Annotated in this window: 22 protein-coding genes; 15 read left to right on the forward strand and 7 right to left on the reverse strand. The window is 49.7% G+C overall.

What is annotated here, in order from left to right:
- Window positions 1-466: Hsp20/alpha crystallin family protein (locus tag Q7V48_07995; protein MDO9210676.1), on the forward strand; the 466-nt coding region annotated here is incomplete at its 5' end.
- Window positions 426-797 carry a hypothetical protein gene (locus Q7V48_08000; protein MDO9210677.1) on the forward strand — a complete coding sequence of 124 codons (372 nt, stop codon included), beginning with the start codon at window positions 426-428 and terminating at the stop codon, window positions 795-797. The genes Q7V48_07995 and Q7V48_08000, both read left to right, overlap by 41 nt.
- A gap of 64 nt (window positions 798-861) precedes the next feature.
- Here Q7V48_08000 and ablA read toward each other — a convergent pair whose 3' ends face one another.
- From ablA to Q7V48_08020, 4 genes are all read right to left on the reverse strand, one after another.
- Window positions 862-2,061 (reverse strand): lysine 2,3-aminomutase, encoded by a 1,200-nt coding sequence (gene ablA, locus Q7V48_08005; protein MDO9210678.1) that lies wholly within the window; start codon window positions 2,059-2,061, stop codon window positions 862-864.
- A gap of 80 nt (window positions 2,062-2,141) precedes the next feature.
- Window positions 2,142-2,312 (reverse strand): MerR family transcriptional regulator, encoded by a 171-nt coding sequence (locus Q7V48_08010; GenBank protein MDO9210679.1) that lies wholly within the window; start codon window positions 2,310-2,312, stop codon window positions 2,142-2,144.
- A 371-nt stretch (window positions 2,313-2,683) separates the two neighbouring features.
- The gene (gene ilvD, locus Q7V48_08015) at window positions 2,684-4,351 is read right to left on the reverse strand and encodes a dihydroxy-acid dehydratase (GenBank protein ID MDO9210680.1); all 1,668 of its coding nucleotides are present in this window, start codon (window positions 4,349-4,351) and stop codon (window positions 2,684-2,686) included.
- Between the two features lie 125 nt (window positions 4,352-4,476).
- Complete coding sequence (locus Q7V48_08020; protein MDO9210681.1) at window positions 4,477-4,737, reverse strand: hypothetical protein; 261 nt, start codon at window positions 4,735-4,737, stop codon at window positions 4,477-4,479.
- 108 nt (window positions 4,738-4,845) lie between these two features.
- Here Q7V48_08020 and Q7V48_08025 point away from each other — a divergent pair, with 108 nt between their 5' ends.
- From Q7V48_08025 to Q7V48_08065, 9 genes are all read left to right on the forward strand, one after another.
- Window positions 4,846-6,198 (forward strand): phosphomannomutase/phosphoglucomutase, encoded by a 1,353-nt coding sequence (locus tag Q7V48_08025; GenBank protein MDO9210682.1) that lies wholly within the window; start codon window positions 4,846-4,848, stop codon window positions 6,196-6,198.
- A gap of 174 nt (window positions 6,199-6,372) precedes the next feature.
- The gene (locus Q7V48_08030) at window positions 6,373-7,482 is read left to right on the forward strand and encodes a mannose-1-phosphate guanylyltransferase (protein MDO9210683.1); all 1,110 of its coding nucleotides are present in this window, start codon (window positions 6,373-6,375) and stop codon (window positions 7,480-7,482) included.
- A gap of 191 nt (window positions 7,483-7,673) precedes the next feature.
- Window positions 7,674-8,408, forward strand: a complete 735-nt coding sequence (gene hisA, locus Q7V48_08035) for a 1-(5-phosphoribosyl)-5-[(5-phosphoribosylamino)methylideneamino]imidazole-4-carboxamide isomerase (protein ID MDO9210684.1) — start codon at window positions 7,674-7,676, stop codon at window positions 8,406-8,408.
- A 1-nt stretch (window position 8,409) separates the two neighbouring features.
- Window positions 8,410-9,249, forward strand: coding sequence for an imidazole glycerol phosphate synthase subunit HisF (gene hisF / locus Q7V48_08040; GenBank protein ID MDO9210685.1), 840 nt, complete (start codon window positions 8,410-8,412; stop codon window positions 9,247-9,249).
- Between the two features lie 210 nt (window positions 9,250-9,459).
- Window positions 9,460-10,197 carry a 4Fe-4S dicluster domain-containing protein gene (locus Q7V48_08045; protein ID MDO9210686.1) on the forward strand — a complete coding sequence of 246 codons (738 nt, stop codon included), beginning with the start codon at window positions 9,460-9,462 and terminating at the stop codon, window positions 10,195-10,197.
- A gap of 4 nt (window positions 10,198-10,201) precedes the next feature.
- On the forward strand, window positions 10,202-10,816 hold the full coding sequence (locus Q7V48_08050) for a hypothetical protein (protein MDO9210687.1): 615 nt from the start codon (window positions 10,202-10,204) through the stop codon (window positions 10,814-10,816).
- Between the two features lie 114 nt (window positions 10,817-10,930).
- Window positions 10,931-11,908, forward strand: a complete 978-nt coding sequence (locus tag Q7V48_08055; GenBank protein MDO9210688.1) for a tripartite tricarboxylate transporter substrate binding protein — start codon at window positions 10,931-10,933, stop codon at window positions 11,906-11,908.
- A 129-nt stretch (window positions 11,909-12,037) separates the two neighbouring features.
- The gene (locus tag Q7V48_08060) at window positions 12,038-12,490 is read left to right on the forward strand and encodes a tripartite tricarboxylate transporter TctB family protein (protein ID MDO9210689.1); all 453 of its coding nucleotides are present in this window, start codon (window positions 12,038-12,040) and stop codon (window positions 12,488-12,490) included.
- Between the two features lie 16 nt (window positions 12,491-12,506).
- Entirely contained in the window at window positions 12,507-13,991 is a 1,485-nt protein-coding gene (locus tag Q7V48_08065) for a tripartite tricarboxylate transporter permease (protein MDO9210690.1), read from the forward strand.
- Window positions 13,992-14,275: 284 nt separating this feature from the next.
- Here Q7V48_08065 and Q7V48_08070 read toward each other — a convergent pair whose 3' ends face one another.
- Together Q7V48_08070 and Q7V48_08075 are read right to left on the reverse strand one after the other, a co-directional pair.
- Window positions 14,276-16,387 carry an LssY C-terminal domain-containing protein gene (locus tag Q7V48_08070; protein ID MDO9210691.1) on the reverse strand — a complete coding sequence of 704 codons (2,112 nt, stop codon included), beginning with the start codon at window positions 16,385-16,387 and terminating at the stop codon, window positions 14,276-14,278.
- Window positions 16,388-17,854: 1,467 nt separating this feature from the next.
- Entirely contained in the window at window positions 17,855-18,448 is a 594-nt protein-coding gene (locus tag Q7V48_08075) for a phosphatase PAP2 family protein (GenBank protein ID MDO9210692.1), read from the reverse strand.
- A 262-nt stretch (window positions 18,449-18,710) separates the two neighbouring features.
- Between Q7V48_08075 and Q7V48_08080 the strand changes: the two genes are divergently transcribed.
- Both Q7V48_08080 and Q7V48_08085 read left to right on the forward strand, forming a co-directional pair.
- Window positions 18,711-19,436 (forward strand): hypothetical protein, encoded by a 726-nt coding sequence (locus Q7V48_08080; GenBank protein MDO9210693.1) that lies wholly within the window; start codon window positions 18,711-18,713, stop codon window positions 19,434-19,436.
- Window positions 19,437-19,936: 500 nt separating this feature from the next.
- Window positions 19,937-20,200 carry a hypothetical protein gene (locus tag Q7V48_08085; protein MDO9210694.1) on the forward strand — a complete coding sequence of 88 codons (264 nt, stop codon included), beginning with the start codon at window positions 19,937-19,939 and terminating at the stop codon, window positions 20,198-20,200.
- Window positions 20,201-20,401: 201 nt separating this feature from the next.
- Here the strand turns inward: Q7V48_08085 and Q7V48_08090 are convergent, their stop codons facing one another.
- Window positions 20,402-21,340 carry a deaminase gene (locus tag Q7V48_08090; GenBank protein ID MDO9210695.1) on the reverse strand — a complete coding sequence of 313 codons (939 nt, stop codon included), beginning with the start codon at window positions 21,338-21,340 and terminating at the stop codon, window positions 20,402-20,404.
- Between the two features lie 1,064 nt (window positions 21,341-22,404).
- Between Q7V48_08090 and Q7V48_08095 the strand changes: the two genes are divergently transcribed.
- Window positions 22,405-23,028, forward strand: a complete 624-nt coding sequence (locus Q7V48_08095; GenBank protein ID MDO9210696.1) for a site-2 protease family protein — start codon at window positions 22,405-22,407, stop codon at window positions 23,026-23,028.
- Window positions 23,029-23,056: 28 nt separating this feature from the next.
- A partial coding sequence (locus Q7V48_08100) for an MBL fold metallo-hydrolase (GenBank protein MDO9210697.1) occupies window positions 23,057-23,707 on the forward strand: 651 nt, incomplete at its 3' end.

Raw genomic sequence — 23,707 nt, forward strand, 5'->3', positions numbered from 1 at the left:
TCTTCAAGGAAAGGACGATGAAAAAGTGAGAGGTGGTAAGGATGAAATCGCTATTGACGCCAGAGGGGTTTCTGATAGAGTTTTTATAGAAATCAGAACGGGAAATCGGGAGGAAACTATGCCGATCGATGACTTCGACCAAATGAGGAACCGAATCCATCGACTTATGGGAGAATTTTTCAAAGAGGTGAAACCTCTGAGTTACCAGCCCAAGCGGTCCTTTCACCCGCCGATGGACATTTATGAAACCGGAGACAGCCTGGTCATTGTTATGGAGATCGCCGGCGTGAGAGGCGATGATATTCAAGTCCTTTTCGAAAAGAGCCTCCTTTCCATTTCCGGAACGAGAACCGAATTCAGCCCTTCTTCCAAGACCCAGCTCCATCAAATGGAGATTGACTACGGGCTATACCGAAGAAGAGAAGTTGAGGATTGCCAAACATTATTTAGTTCCCAGGCAGATTGAGGCCCATGGCCTTACGGAAAAGAACCTAAAATTTGAGGAGGGAGCCCTTCGCCGCATCGCTCTCGAATACACTCGGGAAGCGGGAGTGCGCAATTTGGAGCGGGAGATCGCCAATATCTGTCGGGGAGTGGCTAGACGCGTGGCTGAGGGCCAGGAAACCCTCACGGGCATCGATGCCGAAAGTGTGCCTGCTTATTTGGGCCCAATTAAATTTTTCTCTGAAGTTGCGGAACGAACTTCCGAGCCGGGGGTGGCCACAGGTTTGGCCTGGACTCCACTTCGTACAGCGTATGGACGAAGTTATCCAGTTGGCCCTGAAAAAGAAGCCTAAAAAATAAAAAAGCCCTCTTTCCGTTTAAGCAAGAGGGCTCGATTTTTCCAGATTCACAGGATGATCAGGAACCCTGGTATTGGGGTTCCTGATACTCAAACACTTTCCCCTGATAATTCCGCAGAACCATCTTTCCTTTGTCCTGGGAGATCAGATAGGTAGGTCCTACGGGAATCTTTCCTCCACCCCCAGGAGCATCGATGACAAAGCTGGGAACGGCATAGCCCGTGGTATGCCCCCGCAGTTTTTCGATGATATTAATCCCTACGGCAATGGGGGTGCGAAAATGTTCTGTTCCCATGGCCAAGTCGCATTGATAGATATAGTATGGGCGGACGCGGATTTTCAATAGCTCATGCATCAGCCGCTTCATCACCACAGCGCGGTCGTTAATCTTCCGCAAGAGAACGGTCTGGCTTCCCAGAGGAATCCCAGCCTCGGCCAGCATGGCGCAGGCCCGGCGCACTTCTTTGGTGATCTCCTTAGGGTGGCTGAAGTGGATACTCATCCAGAGCGGGTGATATTTTTTCAACATCGAGGTTAGCGTAGGGGTGATCCGTTGGGGAAGAGTTACCGGAACCCGAGTTCCGATGCGGATGATCTCTACATGGGGAATCTTCCTTACTTTGGCAATGATCCCCTCCAGATGGTCATCCTCAAAAAGTAGAGGATCGCCCCCTGAAATCAAAACATCCCGAACCTTCTTCGCGGACTGGATGTAGGCCATAGCTTCATCCAATTTCTCTTCGGTAATGCACTTTTCACTCGAGCCCACCAGCCGGCGGCGCGTGCAATAGCGGCAGTAAACAGCGCACTTATCCGTGACTAAAAGAAGGACGCGGTCTGGGTAGCGGTGGACCAGGCCATGGACGGGAGAATTTTCATCTTCAGCACAGGGGTCGAAAAGGTCATGGGGAGAGAAGTGAAATTCTTCCATGGTGGGAATGGCCTGCCGGCGAATGGGGCAGTTGGAATCATTGCGGTCCATCAATTTGGCAAAGTAAGGAGTGATGGCTGTAGGCATCCTTCCTTTCGAAGCTTCGATGGCGGCGATTTCTTCCTGGCTAAGGTTTAAGATTAATTTGAGCTGCTCCGCACTGGTGACACGATGTTTCAGTTGCCACCGCCAGTCTTCCCATTCTTCCTCGGTGGCATCTTTCCACGGATTGCGTTGGAACTCCTCTTCTGCAGAGAGCTTGGCCTCTGCATGACTAACCGTCCTGATAGGCTCCTGCTGGAGCACAGTACTGCCTGCAACGTTCATGGTCCCCTCTCAAGATCAAGTTTTGGACTTTGCAGTTCTTCCAAAGCCTTTTGGTAGGCGATTTTGTGTTTGAAACCGCTCTATAAATATTTCCAAATTAATTCAAGCTTCTTAAAATCTTCTTCGCTGTATTCCCTGGTTTCAAGTTCCCCCATAGGAATCCGTTTCGGCTTGATATACCCTTTCTGCTCTAAGTAATAAAGCTTATGCCTTGGAATATTTAATTTTTTTAGTATGTCTGAAGTCCTCATGGGTATTCTCCAGAGGATCCTTATCTTATTTGAAGTAGCCAAATAGTTATAAGTTTAAATTTATAAATAGATATAGATCTATTTTTCTACAGATTATGTCATAAAAAAACCCTTGTCAAGAAAAAAATGAAGGGTTTTTAAAAAAAAGATGCTTATCAATGAATTGCGAAGGCAGAATTAATAAAACAGGAGCCAGATTTTCCAAAAAAGCGGGATTATTCTGGATTCTGGCCCATGCTTTGTTATAAATTTAAATTTAATAGGACGCAGATTGGCGCAGATAACAACGGATCATTATTTTCTTTTAGTTTATCCTGATAATCTGTGTACATCCGTGTCCAAAAAGGAAATTCCTATACAATCGATTTTGGCTAAAAAATATCTTTAAAAACCGCACCAGTACCAGCGGACGTCACCATCTGGGCATACCGGGCTGCATAGCCGAATTTTATCTTCGGCTTTGGCGGCTTCCAATTTTTTTTCCTTTTTTTGATTTCCTCCTCACTAACCAGGAGAATTAGCTTTTTTTTCGGAATATTGATCGATATCCGGTCCCCATTCTTTACCAACGCAATCAACCCTCCTTCGGCAGCTTCAGGTGAGACATGCCCGATGGCTGCACCCCGGGAGCCCCCACTGAACCTTCCGTCGGTGATCAAGGCTACATCTTTATCCAGCCCCATACCGACAATTGCGGAAGTGGGAGAAAGCATTTCCCGCATCCCCGGCCCGCCTTTGGGGCCCTCGTAGCGAACCACCACGATATGGCCGGGCTTCACCTTGCCTTTCAGGATGGCTTCCATGGTTTCTTCTTCGGACTCAAAGACAATGGCTGTGCCTTCATTCACCATCATCTCGGGTGCTACGGCGGATTGTTTCACCACTGCCCCGCCGGGAGCCAAATTTCCCCTCAAGATGGCCAGGCCTCCTTCTTTATGGTAAGGGTCATGGATGGACCGGATCACTCCATAATCCTTGACTTTAACTCCTTTCAAATTCCGGCCCAAATTTTTGCCGGTGGCAGTCATTACCGTCTTATCAATCTCCCCCAGCTTGGCCAATTCAACCATCACCGCTGGGACGCCTCCGGCGGCATCAAGGTCTTGCAGGTGGTAAGGGCCGGCAGGGCTGAGAAAGCAGAGGTGCGGAGTTTTATCGCTGATGGTATTGAAGAGGTCCAGGTTCAAGTCAATTTTCGCTTCATGGGCAATAGCCGGGAGGTGCAAAACGGTGTTGGTGGAACATCCCAGCGCCATGTCCACAGCTATGGCATTCTGGAAAGCATTGAGGGTGGCAATGTCCTGCGCGCGGATGTTCTTTTTCCAGAGCTCCATAATTTTTGTTCCGGCCATTTTGGCCAGCCGAATGCGGGCAGCCATCACTGCGGGAATTGTCCCGTTCCCCGGAAGAGCCAAACCCAGAGCTTCAGACAAACAGTTCATCGAGTTGGCCGTAAACATGCCCGCACAGGAACCGCAACCCGGGCATGCGCATTCTTCCAGGTCTTTCAATTGGGCTTCTGTCCATTCACCTCGGGCCACTCGGCCCACGCCTTCGAAGACGCCGATCAAATCTACTGCTTTTTCTTCAAATTTACCCGCTAGCATAGGCCCGCCGCTGATCACAAGGGAAGGAAGGTTTAACCGCATGGCAGCCATAAGCATTCCGGGGACGATCTTGTCGCAGTTGGGAACAAGGACCAAGGCATCGAAAGGATGGGCGGTGGCCATAACTTCAACCGAGTCAGCGATCAGCTCCCGGCTGGCCAGAGAATATTTCATCCCCTCATGGTTCATGGCGATCCCGTCACAAACACCGATCGTGCAGAATTCTATGGGAGTCCCCCCAGCCATGCGCACCCCAGCTTTCACGGCCTCGACGATTTTATCCAGGTGGATATGGCCGGGAATGATCTCATTGGCTGAATTGGCAATGCCGACCATCGGTCGGCGGATTTCTTCATCAGTAAGGCCCATGGCCTTAAAGAGAGAACGGTGAGGCGCTTTCTCTAACCCCTTCTTCATCAAATCGCTACGCATGGTCAACCCTCCGCATGGATGCAAATATTTATAAAAAATGAGAGTTGCATCATATCTTTGCCAAAATCCTTCTGTCAACCGCAAATTTTGCCTCGCCCACCACCATTTTTTAAAAGGTTGTGTTTTTATTCCAGGCGGTACGCCGGTCCGTGCGGAGATAGCCCCTGGCTTGGCCGAATGAGGCAGCATTCCTTCCATGGGATACGGCGGGAAATGGAATAAAATTCTGTGACCAATTCTTTTCCATAGTCATCGACCCAGGAAAGCTTCCTTTCCCGCCTTCCTTGGCGGAAGGCAAGCACGGGTTCGCAACAGATCTTTTTCCCGCCGGTGCTCCCTCTTTCATCACCCTCCCGTCCGGGCCCCGTTAAACAAAGTAAATTCATCCACCTATTGAAAAGTGAAGGGGGGCAAGGAAATTTTTCCAATTGACCATCCTCTCAGAGGTATGCTAAATTATTGTAACCTATAAATTTTTTATAAAAAGGAGTGCCATGAATCCGAGAATTTTTCGGGAATATGACATCCGGGGGATAGTGGATCAGGACTTGACCGACGAGGTCGTGCGCCTTTTGGGACAGGCCTTCGCTACCTATATATCCCGGCAGGGAAAGCACCGGGTCGTGGTAGGAAGGGATGGAAGGTTGAGCTCACCGAGGTTTCGCGAACCTTTGGTTCAAGGAATGGTCTCTGGCGGTTTGGAGGTTGTGGATATCGGGGTTTGCCCTACCCCAGTTTTTTATTTTTCCCTTTTCCACCTCGACCGGGAAGGCGGGGTGATGATCACCGGCAGTCATAATCCACCCGAGTTCAACGGTTTCAAGGTTTGCGTGGGCAAAGAGACGCTCTTCGGCGAAGAGATCCAGAATTTGCGGAAGATCATCGAGGCCGGAAAATTTGCTGAAGGTAAGGGCTCGGTCTCTTTCCAAGAGGTTATTCCGGCATATCAAAATTATATCCTGCAAAACATCCATCTCGATCGAAGAATCAAACTGGTAATAGACAGTGGCAACGGAACCGCCGGCGCGGTAGCCCCCAAAATCTTACGGGACCTGGGTTGCAGGGTGGAAGATCTTTATTCCAAGATAGACGGGCGGTTTCCCAATCACCACCCAGACCCAACCATCCCCGAAAACATGAAAGATTTAATTGCCAAGGTGCAAGAGATAGGAGCGGAGGTAGGGATCGGTTATGACGGGGATGCAGATCGAATCGGGGTTGTTGACCCACCGGGAAACATCATTTGGGGCGACCAGCTGTTGATTCTTTTTGCCCGGGAAGTATTGCGGAACCATCCGGGGGCGACCATTATATCCGAGGTGAAATGCTCGCAAAATCTTTACGATGACATTGCCCGGCATGGAGGGCGCGGGATCATGTGGAAGGCCGGGCATTCCCTGCTGAAGAGCAAGATGAAAGAAGAGAAGGCCCTCTTGGGGGGAGAAATGAGCGGGCACATGTTCTTTGCGGACCGGTATTTCGGGTACGATGACGCCATATATGCCTCTTGCCGTTTGCTGGAAATCCTTTCCCGGACGGAAAAGACCCTCCCGGAACTTTTGGGTGATTTGCCGAAAACTTTCTCCACCCCCGAGATTCGTGTACCCTGTCCCGACGAGGAAAAATTCGAACTGGTGGAAAAAGTGAGAGAGTCTTTCCGCAAAGAATATTCCATTGTGGACGTGGACGGAGTCCGCGTCCTCTTTCCTGACGGCTGGGGTCTTGTCCGGGCTTCGAACACGCAACCTGTGCTGGTTTTGCGGTTTGAGGCCAGGTCAGCAGAACGTTTAACGGAAATCAAGTCCCTGGTGGAGAAACGGGTCGCCGAACTATCAGGGAAATCCTAAATTCTAAGCACTAAATTCTAAACAATATCTAATGACCAAAATTCGAAACCTAAAACAATCTGCGCAACTCGTTTGGCGCATTTGAATTTTAGATTTGTTTAGGATTTCGATATTCGGATTTAGGATTTCTGAACAATGGTCGCCAACGACTGCTAACCTTGAGGTATGGTTTAAATGGGGACGAAAGCGCCAGTCTATGTAGCTATCATGGCCGGGGGGGGTGGTACGCGTTTCTGGCCTTGGAGTCGGGAAAAAAGGCCCAAACAGATTCTGCCCATCCTTTCCGACCGGCCGATGATCTGGGAAACGGTGGAACGAGTTCGCCCTTTTGCTCCTGCAGAAAAGATATTTATCGTCACCGCCAGCTTCCAAGCCAAGGAATTGCACCGGCAGGTTCCGCAAATTCCACCAAGCAACATTTTAATAGAGCCCCAAGGAAAGAACACGGCCCCGTGTCTTTGCCTGGCAGCTCTGTATATTCAACAACGGAACCCGGAAGCCATCATGGCCGTCCTACCGGCCGACCATTTTATCCCTGATCGGAAGTTATTTTTGCAGACCTTGAAAGGGGCGGCGGAGTTTGCCGCCAAACAGAATTTTTTGGTGACTCTGGGAATACAACCCACGGAACCGGAAACAGGGTATGGATACATTCAAAGAGGGGAAATACTCGGCCAGGCAGCCGGATTGCAGGTTTTTCGAGCCAAGGCCTTCCGCGAAAAACCTTCACGGGCCAGAGCCCTGCGTTACTTGCATCGAGGAGACTATCTCTGGAATAGCGGAATGTTCGTCTGGAAGGTGGGAGTATTCTTAGAAGCCTTGGAGAGGTTTCTTCCTTCCCTTTATAGGGAGATGTTGAGGTTTAAGGCCTCCTTGGGAACTCCCCGCGCCAACCTGGTTTTAAAAAATATCTACGAACGGATCCAGCCCGTTTCGGTGGATTACGGGATCATGGAGAAAGCCCCCAATGTGGCCTTAATGCAGGCAAAGTTTCTCTGGAATGACGTAGGAAGCTGGGCGGCTTTAACCCAGATTTGGCCCAAAGACGAAGCCGGGAATGTTTTACCGGGTGGGAAGCAGGTTACCCGGGGAAAAGTGCTGGTGATCGATAGCTCGGGCTGCCTGGTCCGCGCCGAGGAGAAACTTATCGCTACCATCGGCCTGAAAGACATGATCGTGGTGGAGTCTGGAAACGCTTTTCTCGTCTGCCCCAGAGAAAGATCCCAGGACGTCCGGCGAGTTTTACAGGAACTGAACGATAAAGGTTGGAAAGAGTATTTGTAAGTTAGGAAATTCCTTTGCGGACGCAAGGGAACGCAGATTATAAGGATTAATAATCGTAAACCCCAAGAGCGCAAGGTACAAGTGGATTGAAAAATTGGCCAATCGCCATCGGTCCAAGCCCCTTGCGGTTTACGGGTATTTCATATTTTTATCTGCGGTGATCTGCGAAAATCTGCGTCCGAATTATTGCTATGCTGATCATTCCGGCGATTGACATTCGGGGGGGAAAATGCGTGCGGCTCTTCCAGGGTGATTATGGGAGAGAGACTGTGTATGGGGAAGATCCTGTGGCCATGGCTGATAGGTGGATCGGGGAGGGGGCTAAATTCCTCCACCTGGTTGACCTGGATGGCGCCCGGCAAGGCATTCCTCAAAACTGGAAAACGATCGAGGCGATCGTGAGGAAATCCTCCGTCCCGGTACAAGTGGGCGGGGGAATCAGGGAGCTCGTCACCGTTAAAAGTTATCTCTCTCTCGGAATCTACCGCGTGATTTTGGGCACAGCCGCCTTTGTTAACCCACATTTCCTACGTGATGCCTGTCTCCAGTGGCCGGGGCATGTGGCTGTGGACATTGCCGCCAAAGAGGGCCGGGCGGTAATTTCCGGATGGGTGCAAGAGACCGATATGGCGGCTGTGGACCTGGCCAGAAGGTGTGAAGGCCTGGGAGCATCCGTGATCATCTACACCGATATCCTTCGGGATGGAACTCAAAAGGGTGTAAATCTCCAAGCAACGCGCGAGGTAGCCCGGGCCTTGAAAATCCCCCTCATCGCCTCAGGGGGTATTGCCACGATCGCCGACATTGAAGCCCTGCTGCCCTTAGAGAAGGAAGGGGTTGGCGCCGTGATCGTGGGAAGGGCGCTCTATACCGGCACCGTAAAACTTCCTGAGGCCATCGCCCGAGCAGGCGGAGGAGGAGGTTGAAGTGCTGGCCAAACGAATTATTCCCTGCCTGGACGTAAAGGATGGCCGGGTCGTGAAAGGCACCAACTTTATCCACCTGCGGGATGCTGGCGATCCGGTGGCCAACGCCCAGGTTTACGATGAACAGGGTGCGGACGAACTTATTTTTTTAGACATTACAGCCTCCTCCGAACGCCGCAAGATTATCCTCGAGGTAGTCCGCCGGACCGCCGAAGAGGTTTTCATGCCGTTGACCGTTGGAGGGGGAATAAGGAGTCTGGAAGATATCCGGGAGTTGCTGCGGGCAGGGGCGGACAAGGTTTCCATCAACACGGCTGCCGTGCAGGATCCCACCCTTGTTCGGGAAGCTTCCGAGAAGTTCGGAAGTCAGTGTATTGTGGTGGCCATCGACGCCAAAAGGGTCCAGGCCGAAGATCGTTTATGGGCCAAGGCGGATGAATTAGCTAGAAAAGATAACGGCGATGAGCTGGATGAGATCAGCATAAATCTTTCTTGGGAAGTTTACATTCATGGGGGCCGGACTCCTACGGGGGCCAACGCTCTGCAATGGGCTAAAAAGGTAGAACAGAACGGAGCGGGTGAAATCTTACTTACGAGTATGGACCGAGATGGGACCAATATAGGGTACGACATTCCGCTGAATCGGGTATTTTCCGATTCCTTAAGCATCCCGGTCATTGCTTCGGGAGGGGCGGGAACACTTGAACACCTTCGCGATGCCCTGGTGTATGGAAAAGCGGATGCCGTTCTTGCGGCATCTATTTTCCATTACCGGAAACATACCGTTAAGGAAGCAAAAGAATACCTGAAGAGGAGTAGTCTTCCAGTCAGGATAGGTTAAAAACCAAAACCAAACCAAACTGCAATTCAGACAGTAAAAAAGCTTTTCTCGAAAACCCATCAGAATAAGGCTTCCATCCGACCCCCCACCCCCTAACAACTGCTCTCCACTGTCTGAATTACAGTATTTTCAATTTATTAATTGACAGGGAAAAACAATTCAACAATAATGTTTATCAAAAAAGTACGAGAAACAAGGAGGAAGTGCCAGATGCAGATTGATAAGGAGAAGTGTACCGGATGTGAGGCCTGTCATCCGTACTGCACAGTTGGGGCCATTCATTCGGTGAAAAAAAGGGGGGGAGAAGACCTCATCAGCATCATTGATCAGGATGAATGCGTGGAATGTGGCGTGTGCCATCGGGCCAATATCTGCCCAACCGACGCGATCTACCCGGTTGAGCTCAAATGGCCTCGATCGGTGCGGGGGGTGTTCAGTGACCCATTGACGGTGCACAAAGATACTGGAATTGCCGGCCGCGGAACCGAGGAGATGAAGACCAATGATGTTACCGGGAGGATCCGCAGGGGACATGCTGGGGTAGCTATCGAATTGGGAAGACCGGGCGTCGGAACCCGTTTTAAGGATGTGGACATCATGGCCCAGGCGGTGGCCAAGGCCGGAGCCGCCTTCGAACCGAAAAATCCCGTAACTTTCTTGATGGTGGATAAAGCCACGGGCAAGATCCGGGAGGATATTCTCAACGAAAAGGCCCTTTCGGCGATTATCGAATGCGGCATAGAGATGGATAAATTGGAAAATTTGCTCTCCGTTATCAAAGCCACGGCTCCCAAGCTGGATACGGTCTTTTCTTTAGACCTTATCTGTAAAGTAGGGGAGAAAGGGGAAATAGAGACTCTGCCCATTGCTCAGAAGGCAGGTTTTACTCCCCGTCCCAATACCAAGAACAATATCGGTTTTGGCCGCCCTTTAGCGAAGGAGGAATAGGTAAATGACCCACACTTTACATCGAAGAGGGGATAACCAAAGTTTGCAGGAAGATTATGTTGTTCTGATTATGCCGGCCCAGGGAGTCAACGTCCCGGGTTCCGATGAAAAGTTGAAGACACTCTGGGAGATTTTTTCCCATTACAATGTAGTAAATTTCGGCAATGGCAACTATAACAAATTCAACCTGAGTCTGGAAGACCTGAAAACGAAGAAATCCATGATCGGCCACGCCGTTTTTAAAGACAAGGAAACGCTGGGCAAGTTCGTCAAAGAATTGAAAGAAGCCGACCTGGGTCTCTCCACGGTTCTTTCCGGGCTGTACGATGAAGTAAAAGGTTGCTGCGGCAGCCTGGGAATTAAGCTGCATACCGTGGAACACTCCCTGGGAGTTCATGGCAACACCAAAAAGCTCCCCCCGGAGAATGTATTGGAGATCCACACCATGTGCGGCCATGCCTTGATTTCTCCCAAACTGATAGAAGCCATGGTTGAGGAAATCAAGAAAGGCAAAAAGACTGCAGAGGCCGCCGCCGAAGAACTGGCGCGCCAATGCTCCTGCGGGATCTTCAACCCTTATCGGGCCGCCAAACTGCTTAAGAAAATGGCCTCAGTGTAGCCAGGGCTGCACCGTCACCAAAGGGTTATGAAAGGCGGATTTAATTTCTTTGTATTTACGCCATGCGCTATGTTCTATGCGCTCTGCGATTTTAATTCTAAAAGGAGGGTACAAATGAAAAAGTTAATCCTGGTGGTGTGTTTAGGGCTTATCGCTTTGGGGGGTTCGGTGGAGCTTGCTTTAGCTCAGGGGAAATATCCCACCCGGGCTATTGACATCATCGTTCCCTATGCTCCCGGGGGCGGAACGGACATTATGTACCGTAACATCGAGAAGATTATCAACCAGGATAAGCTGGTTCCTCAGCCCATCAACATCGTGAACAAGCCGGGCGGTGCTGGGTCCATCGGCAAAGCTTTCTGCCTTTCCAAGCCAGCAGATGGCTATACCTTCACTTGCTTCGATATTGGAACCGTCGCCCATCAGATTGATGGGAAGGCCAAGTGGGACTTTCGGAAAGATTTTACCTACATCGCTCGTCTGGTCAGTGACATTAACCTGATCATTGTGCGTACCGATTCCCCCATCAATAGTGCCAAAGACCTGGTAGAAGCGATCAAGAAAAAAGGCCCCAAGTCCATCTCCCTGGGAGGGACCGCCACCTTAGGGCCGGACCATTTTGGCAACATCGAACTGAACCGGGCCACCAAGCTGCAGTTCAACTACGTACCCTTCAATAGCGGAGGAGAAGTTGTGACCAATCTTCTGGGTGGACATATCGATGCTGCCTGGGCCAACCCCAATGAATGCATCGGCCAGCTGGAAGCTAAACAGGTCAAGATCGTAGGGGTATGCACCGAGAAACGGTCTCCCATGTTTCCCAATCACCCCACCATGCTGGAACAGGGCTATAATGTGATCAGCACTCAGACGCGCTCATTTGTCGCTAAGGGAGGAACCTCTCCTGAGGTGGTGGATTACTGGGTCCAGGTCCTGGACAAGATGAGGAAAACTCCGGAATGGAAGAAATTTCTGGCGGACACCCTGTTGGAAGATGGCTGGCTCGCCAAAGGAGATTTCTTTAAAGACGCCGAAAATGACTACAATATCATTAAGTCGATCATGGATGAGCTGGGCATGTCGAAAAAATAAATTCTCACCCACAGAGAACACAGAGGGCACAGTATATAAAAAAACAACAGGTTACGAGTTTCGGGTTTCAAGTTCCTTTTTTCTCTGTGTTCTCTGTGAACTCTGTGGTGGAACTTTAACAGAGTTTATATGAACAAAAGAGATTTTTACACCGGGCTTGTGTTCCTTCTTTTCACCGGAGCGATCTTCGTTTTAATCCTCAGGAGCCCTACCTTTGGGGATTCCTCCGGACCTGGCCCTTTCTTTTTCCCCGCCATTGTCGCCTTACTCCTTGCAGGTTTATCCCTAATCCTCTTGATCAAGGGGGCTCGACCATCGGAAGGCGGCAGCGCAGCAGTCCAGAGAAAGCGGATGTTAGGCCGGATTATCTGGATTGTTGCCTGGAGTGCTATTTACGGGGCTACCATCGAACCTTTGGGGTATCTTCTGTCTACGGGCGTGGTCACCTTTGCTCTGTTAGCCTACTTCAACCGGGGATGGATTTTCAACGTCGTCTTTTCCGTTGTCACCCCCGTCTCCATCTATATTCTTTTCGATACCCTGCTCAAGGCCCCTCTGCCCAAAGGGATCCTGGGGCCTTAAAGGAAAGGGATTCTTCTTGGAAGTTTTGGACAAGCTTTTATTCGGATTCACCGTGGCCCTCTCGCCGGTTAATTTCTTGTACTGTTTGATCGGCGTTTTCATCGGCACCATCGTAGGTGTCCTCCCGGGTTTAGGGGTTATGAACGCCGTGGCTATCCTCATTCCCATGACCTTCGGGATGAACCCCACCACCGCCATGATCATGCTGGCCGGAATCTATTACGGGGCCATGTACGGCGGTTCAACCTCTTCTATTCTGATCAACACCCCCGGGGAAGCCCCCGCCATCATGACTACGCTGGATGGGTACCAGATGGCCCTCCAGGGAAGGGCCGGGCCCGCGCTGGGCATTGCCGCTTTCGGTTCCTTCATCGCTGGAACTTTTGCCACGATCATGCTCATGATTCTGGCCAAGCCCCTGGTCAAAGTGGCGCTAAGTTTTGGCCCTACCGAATACTTTTCCATACTCGTCCTGGCCCTCTGCACGCTCGGTAGCCTGATGGGCGAATCGGTTATCAAAGGGTTATTGATGGCTGCCTTTGGAATCTTCCTGGGCACCGTTGGCATTGACCCTGTGTCAGGGGCGGAACGATTTACTTTTGGGATTCCCGAACTCATGGACGGGATCGGCTTCCTGCCGGTAGCTATTGGTCTCTTCGCCATTGCGGAAGTGTTGATTACTGCTGAGATGGAGATGATGAGGCCGGTGGTAGAAAAGGTGAAAGGGCTGCTCCCTTCATTCAAAGACTGGATGGCCAGTAAAGGGGCCATTGCCCGGGGTACGATCATCGGGTTTTTAATCGGCTGTATGCCCGGAGGGGGGGCCACCCTGGCTTCAGTCGTTTCCTACCTGGTGGAAAAGAAAGTTTCCAAGCATCCGGAACAGTTCGGGAAGGGGGCTATCGAAGGAGTGGCTGGCCCGGAGACAGCCAACAATGCCGCCAGTGGCGGCGCCATGGTTCCCCTGCTGACCCTGGGAATTCCCAGCACAGGGGTTTCCGCTATACTTTTGGGAGCCCTGATGCTCTATGGCGTGCGACCCGGCCCGCTCCTTTTTGAAAAAAACCCGGATCTGGTCTGGGGGCTCATCGCCAGCTTCTATGTCGGGAATTTTCTGCTCTTGATCATCAATCTTCCCCTGATTGGTGTCTGGGTTCAGTTGTTGAAAGTCCCCTTCGAGAAACTTCTGGCTTTCATCCTGGTCATCGCCATCACCGGAACTTATGCCACCAACAACAGCGCCACTGAAGTTTACATTACGGTCATCTTTGGAGTCATCGGCTATCTTATGAAGCAGGTTGAACTGCCGGCGGCCCCGATAATCATGGGCATTATCCTCGGCCCGCTGATCGAAACCCATTTCCGTAGAGCCCTGATCATTTCTAATGGGAACTACGCGACCTTCTTCACCCATCCGGTTTCCGCGGTCTTCCTCTGTGCAGCTATCGTTTCCATCCTTTATCCCCTCATCCGCTGGGCGGTTAGGAGAAATCGGAAGTAATCTTGGACTTAGGTTTTCAAGCTAAAGTCCTCCCCTTCTTGAGGAGATAAAGATTTCACCTACTGTTGAGTCAAGAGATGCTTTAGGTATTGAAGATTACCGAAAGAAGTCATGCATCCTGATTCTATATATGTTTTGATATCAAAAACTTTTTTGGGCTTCCAGAAATTGAAGGAAGATGGCAGAAATCAAAACCTGTGATAACGTGCGTCCAAGCTCACTGGCCGATAGGCCGCAGGCCTAGCGGTCCATGTGCAGCGCCTTGTTCCGCGTTGCAATTGCCTTTATTGTACTGAAATGATATAAGCCTTCCCATCAGTAAAGAACTGATCTCCCGTAAAATTTGTCCCGATTTGTGGTTTAACAAGTTGCTCTTTCTGATAGCTTTTTATTTTTTCAGACAGATTAAGGTCTTGATACAATAACTCCCGTTCAGCATCTATATTAGGAGAAAGTTTTGGAATAACACCCCATTTGATACCGTCATTAGCATTCGCCATACCAACATAGATATGGTTTCCGTTTTTCGATAGTGATTTTGTACGCCATATTCTAACGTGATGTGCGTTACTTAACACATTCCGATTGATCGGTTTTGCAAAACTTAAATCCTGTATTTTTGCATTCCAGAAAGAAGGTGAAATTGGCGCAGACGAGTATGGGGTTTTCAATATCACTGCTTTAACTGCCTTGATAAATGACGAGATATCCGCCTTGTCGGTTACAATCCAACCTGCCTGCTGTAATGTTTCAATTAGATGTCGGTCATCCTTTGCAAGGAAAATAAAGTTCACAGGCTCCTGTTTTTCACCGACCATCGTCTCGGTGTATTTCATATGTTCAATGGCGAAAACATCTAAAACTTTCGCTACAATAACTGCTTTATTTAATGGCACAGCTGCGAGTGAAGGATGGTAGTTTAATGCAAAGCCTACATAGAACAGGATGGCGGTTAAGACGAGTCCAAATGAAATTAGGCGGGCTGCCTTAATTGGGGATATAGATCTATCCTTCATGTTTTTATGTTTGAGCCATTCGAAAAAGCCGATAGCAATAATCAGCCACATTGCCCCGACCAGATAACCGCTCCACACATCGCTTAAATAATGGACTCCAAGGCATATCCTGCTGAGGCCAATGGCCAAAATTATTAGAATTGCGGCGAAAAATAAATTCACCTTCCTTTTCCAGCTTGGAGCAAAGCGAATGAGGAGATAGGATAGGAACCCATAAAACGCAACTGCGATAGTGGCATGCCCGCTTGGAAAGGAAAAAGAGTGTTCAGCATAAACTGCCATTTCTGGACGAGGGCGGTGAAAAGCTAGCTTCCCCAAATGAGTAAAAGCCTCACTGCCGATCACGGCAATAATAAGGGGGAGCATGTAATAGTTTTTGCGCCATAGCCAAAGGAGCGCAGCTGCCACAGCAATGAAACCTAAAATAACCTGACTTTTACCAAGCAAGGTTATCCAACTAAAAATGTTTGTCAGGGCGTCAGTACGAAAGGCAATAAGGAGGTTTGCGATGCGGATGTCTGCAGCAACGATAGGATCAGATGTTATCAGGTCTTCTACGACTCCAGCGAACAAAGCCAATACATAGGCAAACACCAGCGTAAGTATGGACAGAGGCAGCCCGAAGAATGTTGTCGTATCCAGCCGTGCCCGAAAAAAAGAGACAATATTCGGATGTTTTTGCATCCATTGAACTACATGTTCATTATTTTGTATTGCCTGTTTGATGGAATTCCAAAGGGAGGTGGTAATGGCAAAAAATTGCTTTCCTTTCTTGATAAGAAGCCATTTGAAAAAATATAGGATACCGCTAAGGATTAAGAGCAGCGCAAGAAACAAACCTCCCCGCGACAACCACAATTCAGCAATATTAAGGGATTGCGCAAAAATGTAGCCGGCAAGAACCCATTGAAATCCCCAGCCGATTGCACCGAGAACGTTCCAGAACATAAATGTTCTTTTGTTCATTTTTACGCTTCCGGCAATAAAAGGTGCAATTTCTTTTACACTTGGTATGAACCGACCAAGAAAAATGCTTTTTGCGCCATGGGTATCCATGAAATGTCTGGCTTTTTGAATTTGTTGGATTTTGAGGAACCAAAAACCCTTCTTTAACCATTTTGAGCCATATTTGTTTCCAAGGTAGTAATTAATATTGTCTCCGAGAATTGCACCCAGCACGGCAAACCAGATTAGATCCCCTACATCGAGGTAGCCACGAGCAGAAAGGGCACCAAGGAAAAGGATGATTGTCGATCCAGGTAAAAGTAACCCAACACCAATTGTTGTCTCTAACAAAGCGGCAAAAAATGCAATCCAATATCCGCCAGCACGGAAGTGCTCTACGGAAGGAAGGATATTATTGATTAGGTCATTTACCATGACTTATCTTTATGAAAAAAATTTCTCCTCAAGATACAGTCTTTACCTGTGCAGAAATTTTTAGTTCATCTTTTACGCCGAACGTGCTCGCGGCTGAGCTGCGGGCCAAAGGCCCGTCTGCGCCTCAGTCGCGAGAATTTGTTATTCAAGGACTTTGCGGGCTTCCTCGCACAAAAGTTGCACGTTTCCGAAAATGGAAAACCTCCGAGAGATAAATGAATCCCTGGAGGCTTCATATCGGCACCTTCCGGTAACTCCTTCTCATACGACACTCCAGAAGGTTAGGGGTTAGGCTGTTGGGTTTATTGGGATATAGAACGGTATTTTAACTGTCCAAAAAATACTCTTAACTTCATGGGTAGTCAAGGAGAAAATTGCCTTTGCAAATAGCCTTAATGTTTAAGGCTAAATTGAAGATTTGCATTTAAATGCCGCATTCTCGGGAAAAAGTCCAAAAACACGACTTCAGGAAGTAATATAGCCCCTTCTAGCTCCACCCCAAAACAAAATGTGCTCGCTCAAGACCCCCCATTTCAGGTCCAATAATGCCACAAAATCATGCTGAGAGTCAAATTCGCTAGCTGCTTTAAATTTCTTTCTCCCTCCACCCTCATTTCCCAACTAACACCTTAACACGGTCCCCCTCAAGTCAGCAAACCATAATAAAATTAATCCTTTCCGACAGTTAAACGGTGTTAATTACCCCTTTAAACACCTACTTAACACCCATAAACACCCATTGTCTCAGGCTGGATCGAAAAAAGGGAACCAGAATCATGGCCACGATCGGAAACCATTCTCGTACCGTGTTTAGGTGTTTATCCGGTGTTTATCCCACCACTTAACACCCTCTACCGGAAGGATCCCAGCAATATCATTCCGGATTCGATAAAGAATGGCGACGGTGTTAAGGTGTTAAGTGGATTTCGGGGGGGGGGAGAGTAGGAAAATGAATTATCAGGAAGAGAATGGACAGGAAGAAAAACTTTAGGTCGGTTTCTAACTTTTAAACTTTTAAAATATTTCCCGAAAAATCCCAAAATCTGGCTATTTTCTTAAAAATTAAAATCTCTGCGATGGAGATCAATCACCCAAGCCCGTCAAAGTAATATTAGAAATGAAAAAGAAAAGAGCCGGAAAGTACGGTAAGAAAAAGTTGGTATTTTGATTATTCCGGCTCCAGGATTTTGACGAATGAAGAGTACATGGATGAGTTTGGTGAGGTCATGAAGATTTAAAAAAGGGCCGGTCAATTATTGGGAAGAAGGAGGGCTTTGAATTGTGATAGACAGGCTTTAACCCGTCAAACAGCATCACGTTATCTCCGAACCTCGCTTTCACCTGCTAATCCACACTCTGATGCTGGTCTTGACCCTGTTCATTTCCAGTTGAAATGTTGAATAAAAGAAGCACCGCCATTCCTGGCTTTAGTTCTCAAAATACTTTATCAATTCCGACTCTTCTTTTCTACCAATTGCGCGACAGCCTTATGCCCCAATACCTGCCGTCTGTGTCCGGCTGTATCTGTAACCCTAAGAACGGCGTGGTAAATACATAGCTCGATACAATCCCTATTACGGCTCCAGCAATTACATCGTGGGCGTAATGGTCTCTGCTCTCGACCCGACTGTAGGCGACAAACGTTGCGGCAAGATAAGCGGGCACGCCATACTCCCAGCCGTAACGTTTTCGAATGAATTCAGCAGAGGAGAAGGAAATTGAAGCGTGCGTGGAAGGGAAGGATTGGCTGCCGCCGTTGGGCCGCTTTTCATCTACGGCATATTTCAGCCCATACGTGACACCCAGCGTGAGTGCCGCTGACTCTCCAAACTGCACCGCACCTCTACCATCTCGAAGGCCAAGTGTCAGCCCCGCTGCGGTTGCAGGTAAGAGAAAGAATAACACGTCCCCGGCCGACTCAATGCTATCGCCCGCATGAACGGACATGCCAGCAGCGAAGAACGCGATCATGCCGCAAAGCAAGGCTATTATTCTGAGAGAGTTATTTCGCAACCTTTCCCCCGGTGTTAATAATTGTTTGGAAAGATATAACCTTAACATAACACAACTATCACCTCAAGAGCAAAATACCTTCCATAAAATCATACAGAGCAGAGCGAAAAAATGCAACAGAGAGGAAATGTCGAGGGAGAGGTTACGACCCCGTGCCGGTTCTTCCCGTTTCGTGAGGCAAACCCTATAGAGGCCACAGCAAACCACCTTGGTTTTTATGGCATTTGATGTTATCCTTTACAGGGCTTACTACGACATCACACGGTTGTCGTGGAGAGGTGAGATGGACTGGTTTCTGGACAGGACAGTCGTGTTTTTCATTGAGAACTTCCCGTCGTGGCCAACGATTGCCATGGGCGCCCCTTTGGGCCTTGCCTGGTCGTTTGCCTGCCTGTGGTTTGCCGGTCGCATGAAAAAGAAGGGAATCCGCACAGGATACACCCGGAAGGTATTCCATTTCCTGATCTTCACGACCGCGGCACTTATCCAGTGGAGATTCGGCACTCCCGCCCTCTGTCTTTTCGGTGGCATGTGCACGTTGGTTGTCTTCTTCGCAGTGTGGCAGGGTCCCGGTACTATTCTTTATGAGGCCATGGCCAGAGAGAAAGATGAACCTCACCGGACGTATTTCATCCTGGTACCGTACTTCGCCACGCTTGTCGGTGGTCTGCTGACCAATATTCTTTTCGGTGCGATTGCCATTTCGGGGTATCTCGTCACGGGCTTGGGAGACGCGATCGGTGAACCTGTCGGGACGATGATCGGAAAGCATCCTTACCGGGTGATATCGCTCTCCTCGACCCCCGCGACGAGGAGTTGGGAGGGCTCAACAGCCGTCTTCATCATGTCAGCCTTAGCCCTCTATCTGGCGGCTGCCTTCTCCCCCTATATTGCCACATCCTCTCTTGTCTTCGGCAAGGTCCTTGTCATCGCAGGGGCTTGCACCTTAGCGGAAGCCCTCTCTCCTCACGGCTGGGACAATGCCACACTTCAACTCATTCCATCCGCATTGGTGTGGGTGTGGATGAAGGCGTAGAAACTGCGCAACCCAGGGGTCAGGAGACGCGGTACCTGCGCTTTGCTTCCGTGGTTACGGGTAGAAACATATCATAAAGGACGCATACGGCCAAGGCTCTCTTCCAGGAAGTACTCCGCATTCAAGCTATCGTGCCAAGCTCCGCACTTCGCCAAAATTTCCGAGATAAAAAGGATATCCGAACCCTTAATGATTATGAGTAGAAACCTACACCCTTTGACAGAATATTTCAACTGTTGAGTTCAGGAAGGACTTCTCGTTTCCCGAAAAAAATATTGCCCTGCTGCAAAATTTAACGCCTACACCTACAAGTAATTGGTGGGAACCATATTCGAGAGCCAAGAATTACGAGTTGAAAGTGAGGAAACGCAAAGCTAAGCCGCATGGCCGAGGCGGCGTGTGAAACACGACGCCGTAGCCATGTCGGCTTGAGCGACGGGTTAGGACTTTGGTCGTAGTCCTAGTGCCGAGGCAAACGCGGTCCAATCCGGCACCGAGTAATGGTCAAAGTCCTGATTGGGATCATTTTTGGAATCGCCGCCAACGTGGGAGATGTACGGACGAATTGTTTGGAAGACGCGATCGTTCCACGCCTTCGACCTTCGAGTCCCGTTTGGATTCAAGTGCAGGGGAGCACTCGCATACTGACTCTCTGGCGGGTACAGGACGGCGCAATTTGTGCTTTGAGCGTACAATTGGATGTACTTGTCCACGTCGGACGGCTTTTGCTTCTCTCCGCGTGCGACGAGCGCTTCGTACACTGATGCATGGGTCCAAGCGGCCACGGCATTGCCTCCTTTTCGGACTTGCACAACCCTCTCACGCTGAAGTCACGACGCCAACCCCTAACGGCCGCCGGCTCACCCGCGGCGGCCGCTCCATTCCATCTCCACTCGATCATGAATCGAAGCCGGCCGCCCGGCCGCCGTCGGGTGGAGCCGGGGGTTAGGCCGCATCCGGCCGCTTCACGTGTCGAGGGATTCATCCCATTCCGCCCCCATGACCCATGCGAGCGCAGACATCCTACCGCTCAGCAGCCCCCACTCGAAGTCATCCCAGCCCAGATTCTTCCTGTCGTATTTCTTTTCAATTTTCTTAGCAGCCTGCATCGCCTTCTTCAGGAGGGGCTTCTGTTCCTCCGTTAGCGGTTGCTCGCCACTCTTGATCTTCTCGATCCAGACTTGGTGCCTATTCCACCACACCTTGTCCCAGAATTCGTTGTAGGTCTTCAAGATGGCTTTGTCGTTACGCCGCAATAGAAGCGGCCATTCCTTGCCCGGATTCTCCTCGTCGGGAATCCATTCCACTTTGTCGCCGTTCTTGGTGTAGCCGATTCTGTGACCATTAGGCCCCACCTCTCCCGGTTTGACGGGATCCGTAGTCTCAGCTCTCGTCCGTCGTCGCCTAAACCCGGTGGCGTGCTCCCTCATGAAGTCGCGATTGAGTTCCTCAATTTCGGGCATCAGGTCGGGATCAAACCGAGCGATCTCGATTCCGGCCGCACGAAGCCGCAGCTCGCCACGGCCGCGAATCCGATTGTTGGGATCCAGAATGCCGATGAATACTCGCTTTATCCGCCTCTCGATTATGCGGTCAGCACAGGCAATCTTAGGGTGGTTTCGCGATGTGCACGGCTCCAGAGTCGTAAAGAGCGTCGCGCCTGCCAAGGTCTTCTCGGCTAGTTTTCTTTCGAGAAGCGTGAACTCCGCATGCTCTCCCGGGACCAGCTCCCCGCGGAATGCCTCCCCAAGCGCCCTGCCATCGCGGGCGATGACCGCTCCGACCTTTGGGGAGATCTTGCCTGGTTCGCTCCTGCACTTTCGTGCAAGATCTATCGCCCTGAGCATGAGTTGTCTGTCGCTCGCTTTCACGGGCAATCGGTCAGAACGCCTCACCTTCGCCATCTACACGCCTTTCGTGGCAGCTCATCTGCGACAGGCTCCTATGCGGCCTAACGATGGATTATATGGTTTCCGTATAAGATCCTGAATCTCGCCTACTGTCGGCCTAAGACACCACTCGGATTCTGTTCTAAGTTATGATAACCAAATGGCTTTTATTACCAAATCTCTGTTTCTCGGTGTCTTATGTGGTTTCCGCCTAAGCCCCCAGATTGATCGGCGAAAAACACCTGCCTGTCTCCGCAAACATTCCCAATTTCTGAGGATTACGAGATAAAATCTACGCTTTTTCATGGCATTTGTCAATTGTCGAGTTCAGGAAGAAATTGATACCCGACCTGACAGTGTCAGTCAGATTAAGTTCCATCTTTCACAAATTATTTTGGGCAAATTAGGCACTTTTTTCCGCCCAGACGGGATTGACGGGTGACCAATTGGCCAGGGGAAATACTGCAATTTAGCAGTTCTTTTCAAAACGTTAAATTGTTACGAGGCCTTTGAAAACAAGAGAATGTGTTTTTGTCCCTCGGTTATTTACCATGAAAATCCTGTTGTTGACACGGGTTTTTCGTGGTTCTTTTTCGCGACTCAGGTATCCTTCATGCCCTCCTGGGGATCCAAAGCGAGACGGAACTGCTGACCCACCCCAAATGCGGACCTTCATTTCTCCTTCATTTGAATCACTGATTCGCCATCCAATTTCTATGGCTTCATTTAAAAAGGAGAAGTCGTTGGCTTTTCCCAGCGGCAGAGGGATTTATGGTGGATCTATTGAAAGGAGTTGAGCCCTTGAAGCAGCCGAGCTTAACTGGGAAATGGATTTACTAATGAGTCCATAATTGACCAGACATATTTTTCCAAAATCTCCCCTCACCCCTCTTTTCCAAAGAGGGGAATTCCTCCCTTTTTTAAAGGGATGGCAGGAGTGATTTAATCTCCAGGGTCTATAAAATTATGGATTGACTAATAAATGGCGTGGGCATGAAAGAAACGAGGATGGAAAGTTTGCGTTGCAATTGGTCTTTATCTGTGTGATAATAATAAAAAAATATGGTGAGGTCCAAGGCATGGGTTTGATCGGCCTGCTTTTCAAAAACCCCGGCGCTTTTATTCTTTTAGTCATTCCCCTTCTTTACTCGATCGTTCTCCATGAGCTCGCCCACGGCTGGGTGGCCGATAAAATGGGAGATTCGACCGCCCGGTGGCTGGGGCGACTGAGCCTGAACCCCTTAAAGCATCTTGATCCTATTGGAACTCTCATGCTCTTCATTTTTGGGTTCGGCTGGGCCAAACCGGTTCCGGTGAATTTTAACAACCTTCATGACCAACGCAAAGGAATGATTTTGGTGTCGGCTGCGGGGATTGTGACCAATACTCTGCTGGCTTTCATCTCTCTTTTCCTCCTGCAACTGATCAATCCCGCCCCTTTTGGGGCCATGGCCACCTTCCTGATCTACATGGCCCAAATCAACATCATGCTAGCCGCTTTTAACCTCATTCCCATCCCTCCTTTGGATGGTTCCAAGATCCTCCTGGGCTTCTCCTCCGCTCAATTCCAGTATTCTCTGGCCCGCCTGGAACCGTACGGATTTTTTATCATCATCGGCCTGCTCTACCTGGGCATCCTCAACCCGTTGATCTCTCTTTTCGAGTGGTTTATCACCGGCTTCATCAGCCTCCTTCTCCCTTGAGCGGGCTGTCCAGTGGGAGAGGGATAGAATGGCCTGGTCCTTTACGGTCCTCGGCGGTGGGCAAGAAATAGGGGCCAATTCTTATCTTCTGGAGATTAACGATGTTTCTCTTCTCCTGGATGCCGGCCTTCATCCGAAAAAGTACGGCCAGGAGAGTCTCCCCGATTACGGATGGATATCCGGAGAATTGGAGGCCATCTTCATCTCCCACGCCCATTTAGATCACGTAGGTTCTTTGCCGTTGATCAACCGGCAACAGCCGCAAGCTTCTATCTTCGCCACCATTCCCACCAAAGAGATCGCGTTGCGCATGCTCCACAACACAGTCACCGTCATGAATATTTTCCGAGAAGAAAAAGGATACCGGGAATATCCTTTTTTCGAACATGAAGACTTATGGTCCCTGGAGGGAGAAATCATCGGACTGGAATTCAGCCCGCCGAACCTCTCCAGCCCAACCGGAAGGCGAAGACATGGAGAACGGTTGCGGCTTCGTAACAACATTAAAGCCCGTTACATTCCCAGCGGGCATGTTCTGGGAGCGGCGGGGCTCTTGATTCAGCAGGGTCGACGCCAGCTTTATTATACCGGAGACATCTCTTTAAAAGACCAGGCCCTCATCCCGGGGGCGGAAATTCCAGAAGAGAAGATCGATACCATATTCCCCATTCGGCATTCC

Source organism: Deltaproteobacteria bacterium (assembly GCA_030654105.1).
Lineage (GTDB): Bacteria > Desulfobacterota > SM23-61 > SM23-61 > SM23-61 > JAHJQK01.

Bases quoted from the DNA above. Each gene is read 5' to 3' on its own strand.
- Q7V48_08025 (MDO9210682.1), top strand. From the start codon at position 4,846: ATGAATCCGAGAATTTTTCGGGAATATGACATCCGGGGGATAGTGGAT.
- Q7V48_08030 (MDO9210683.1), top strand. From the start codon at position 6,373: ATGGGGACGAAAGCGCCAGTCTATGTAGCTATCATGGCCGGGGGGGGT.
- Q7V48_08090 (MDO9210695.1), bottom strand. From the start codon at position 21,340: ATGGCGAAGGTGAGGCGTTCTGACCGATTGCCCGTGAAAGCGAGCGAC.
- Q7V48_08095 (MDO9210696.1), top strand. From the start codon at position 22,405: ATGGGTTTGATCGGCCTGCTTTTCAAAAACCCCGGCGCTTTTATTCTT.
- Q7V48_08070 (MDO9210691.1), bottom strand. From the start codon at position 16,387: ATGGTAAATGACCTAATCAATAATATCCTTCCTTCCGTAGAGCACTTC.
- Q7V48_08085 (MDO9210694.1), top strand. From the start codon at position 19,937: ATGGTCAAAGTCCTGATTGGGATCATTTTTGGAATCGCCGCCAACGTG.
- hisA (MDO9210684.1), top strand. From the start codon at position 7,674: ATGCTGATCATTCCGGCGATTGACATTCGGGGGGGAAAATGCGTGCGG.
- ilvD (MDO9210680.1), bottom strand. From the start codon at position 4,351: ATGCGTAGCGATTTGATGAAGAAGGGGTTAGAGAAAGCGCCTCACCGT.
- Q7V48_08010 (MDO9210679.1), bottom strand. From the start codon at position 2,312: ATGAGGACTTCAGACATACTAAAAAAATTAAATATTCCAAGGCATAAG.
- Q7V48_08055 (MDO9210688.1), top strand. From the start codon at position 10,931: ATGAAAAAGTTAATCCTGGTGGTGTGTTTAGGGCTTATCGCTTTGGGG.
- Q7V48_08045 (MDO9210686.1), top strand. From the start codon at position 9,460: ATGCAGATTGATAAGGAGAAGTGTACCGGATGTGAGGCCTGTCATCCG.
- Q7V48_08075 (MDO9210692.1), bottom strand. From the start codon at position 18,448: ATGTTAAGGTTATATCTTTCCAAACAATTATTAACACCGGGGGAAAGG.
- Q7V48_08050 (MDO9210687.1), top strand. From the start codon at position 10,202: ATGACCCACACTTTACATCGAAGAGGGGATAACCAAAGTTTGCAGGAA.
- ablA (MDO9210678.1), bottom strand. From the start codon at position 2,061: ATGAACGTTGCAGGCAGTACTGTGCTCCAGCAGGAGCCTATCAGGACG.
- Q7V48_08060 (MDO9210689.1), top strand. From the start codon at position 12,038: ATGAACAAAAGAGATTTTTACACCGGGCTTGTGTTCCTTCTTTTCACC.
- Q7V48_08020 (MDO9210681.1), bottom strand. From the start codon at position 4,737: ATGAATTTACTTTGTTTAACGGGGCCCGGACGGGAGGGTGATGAAAGA.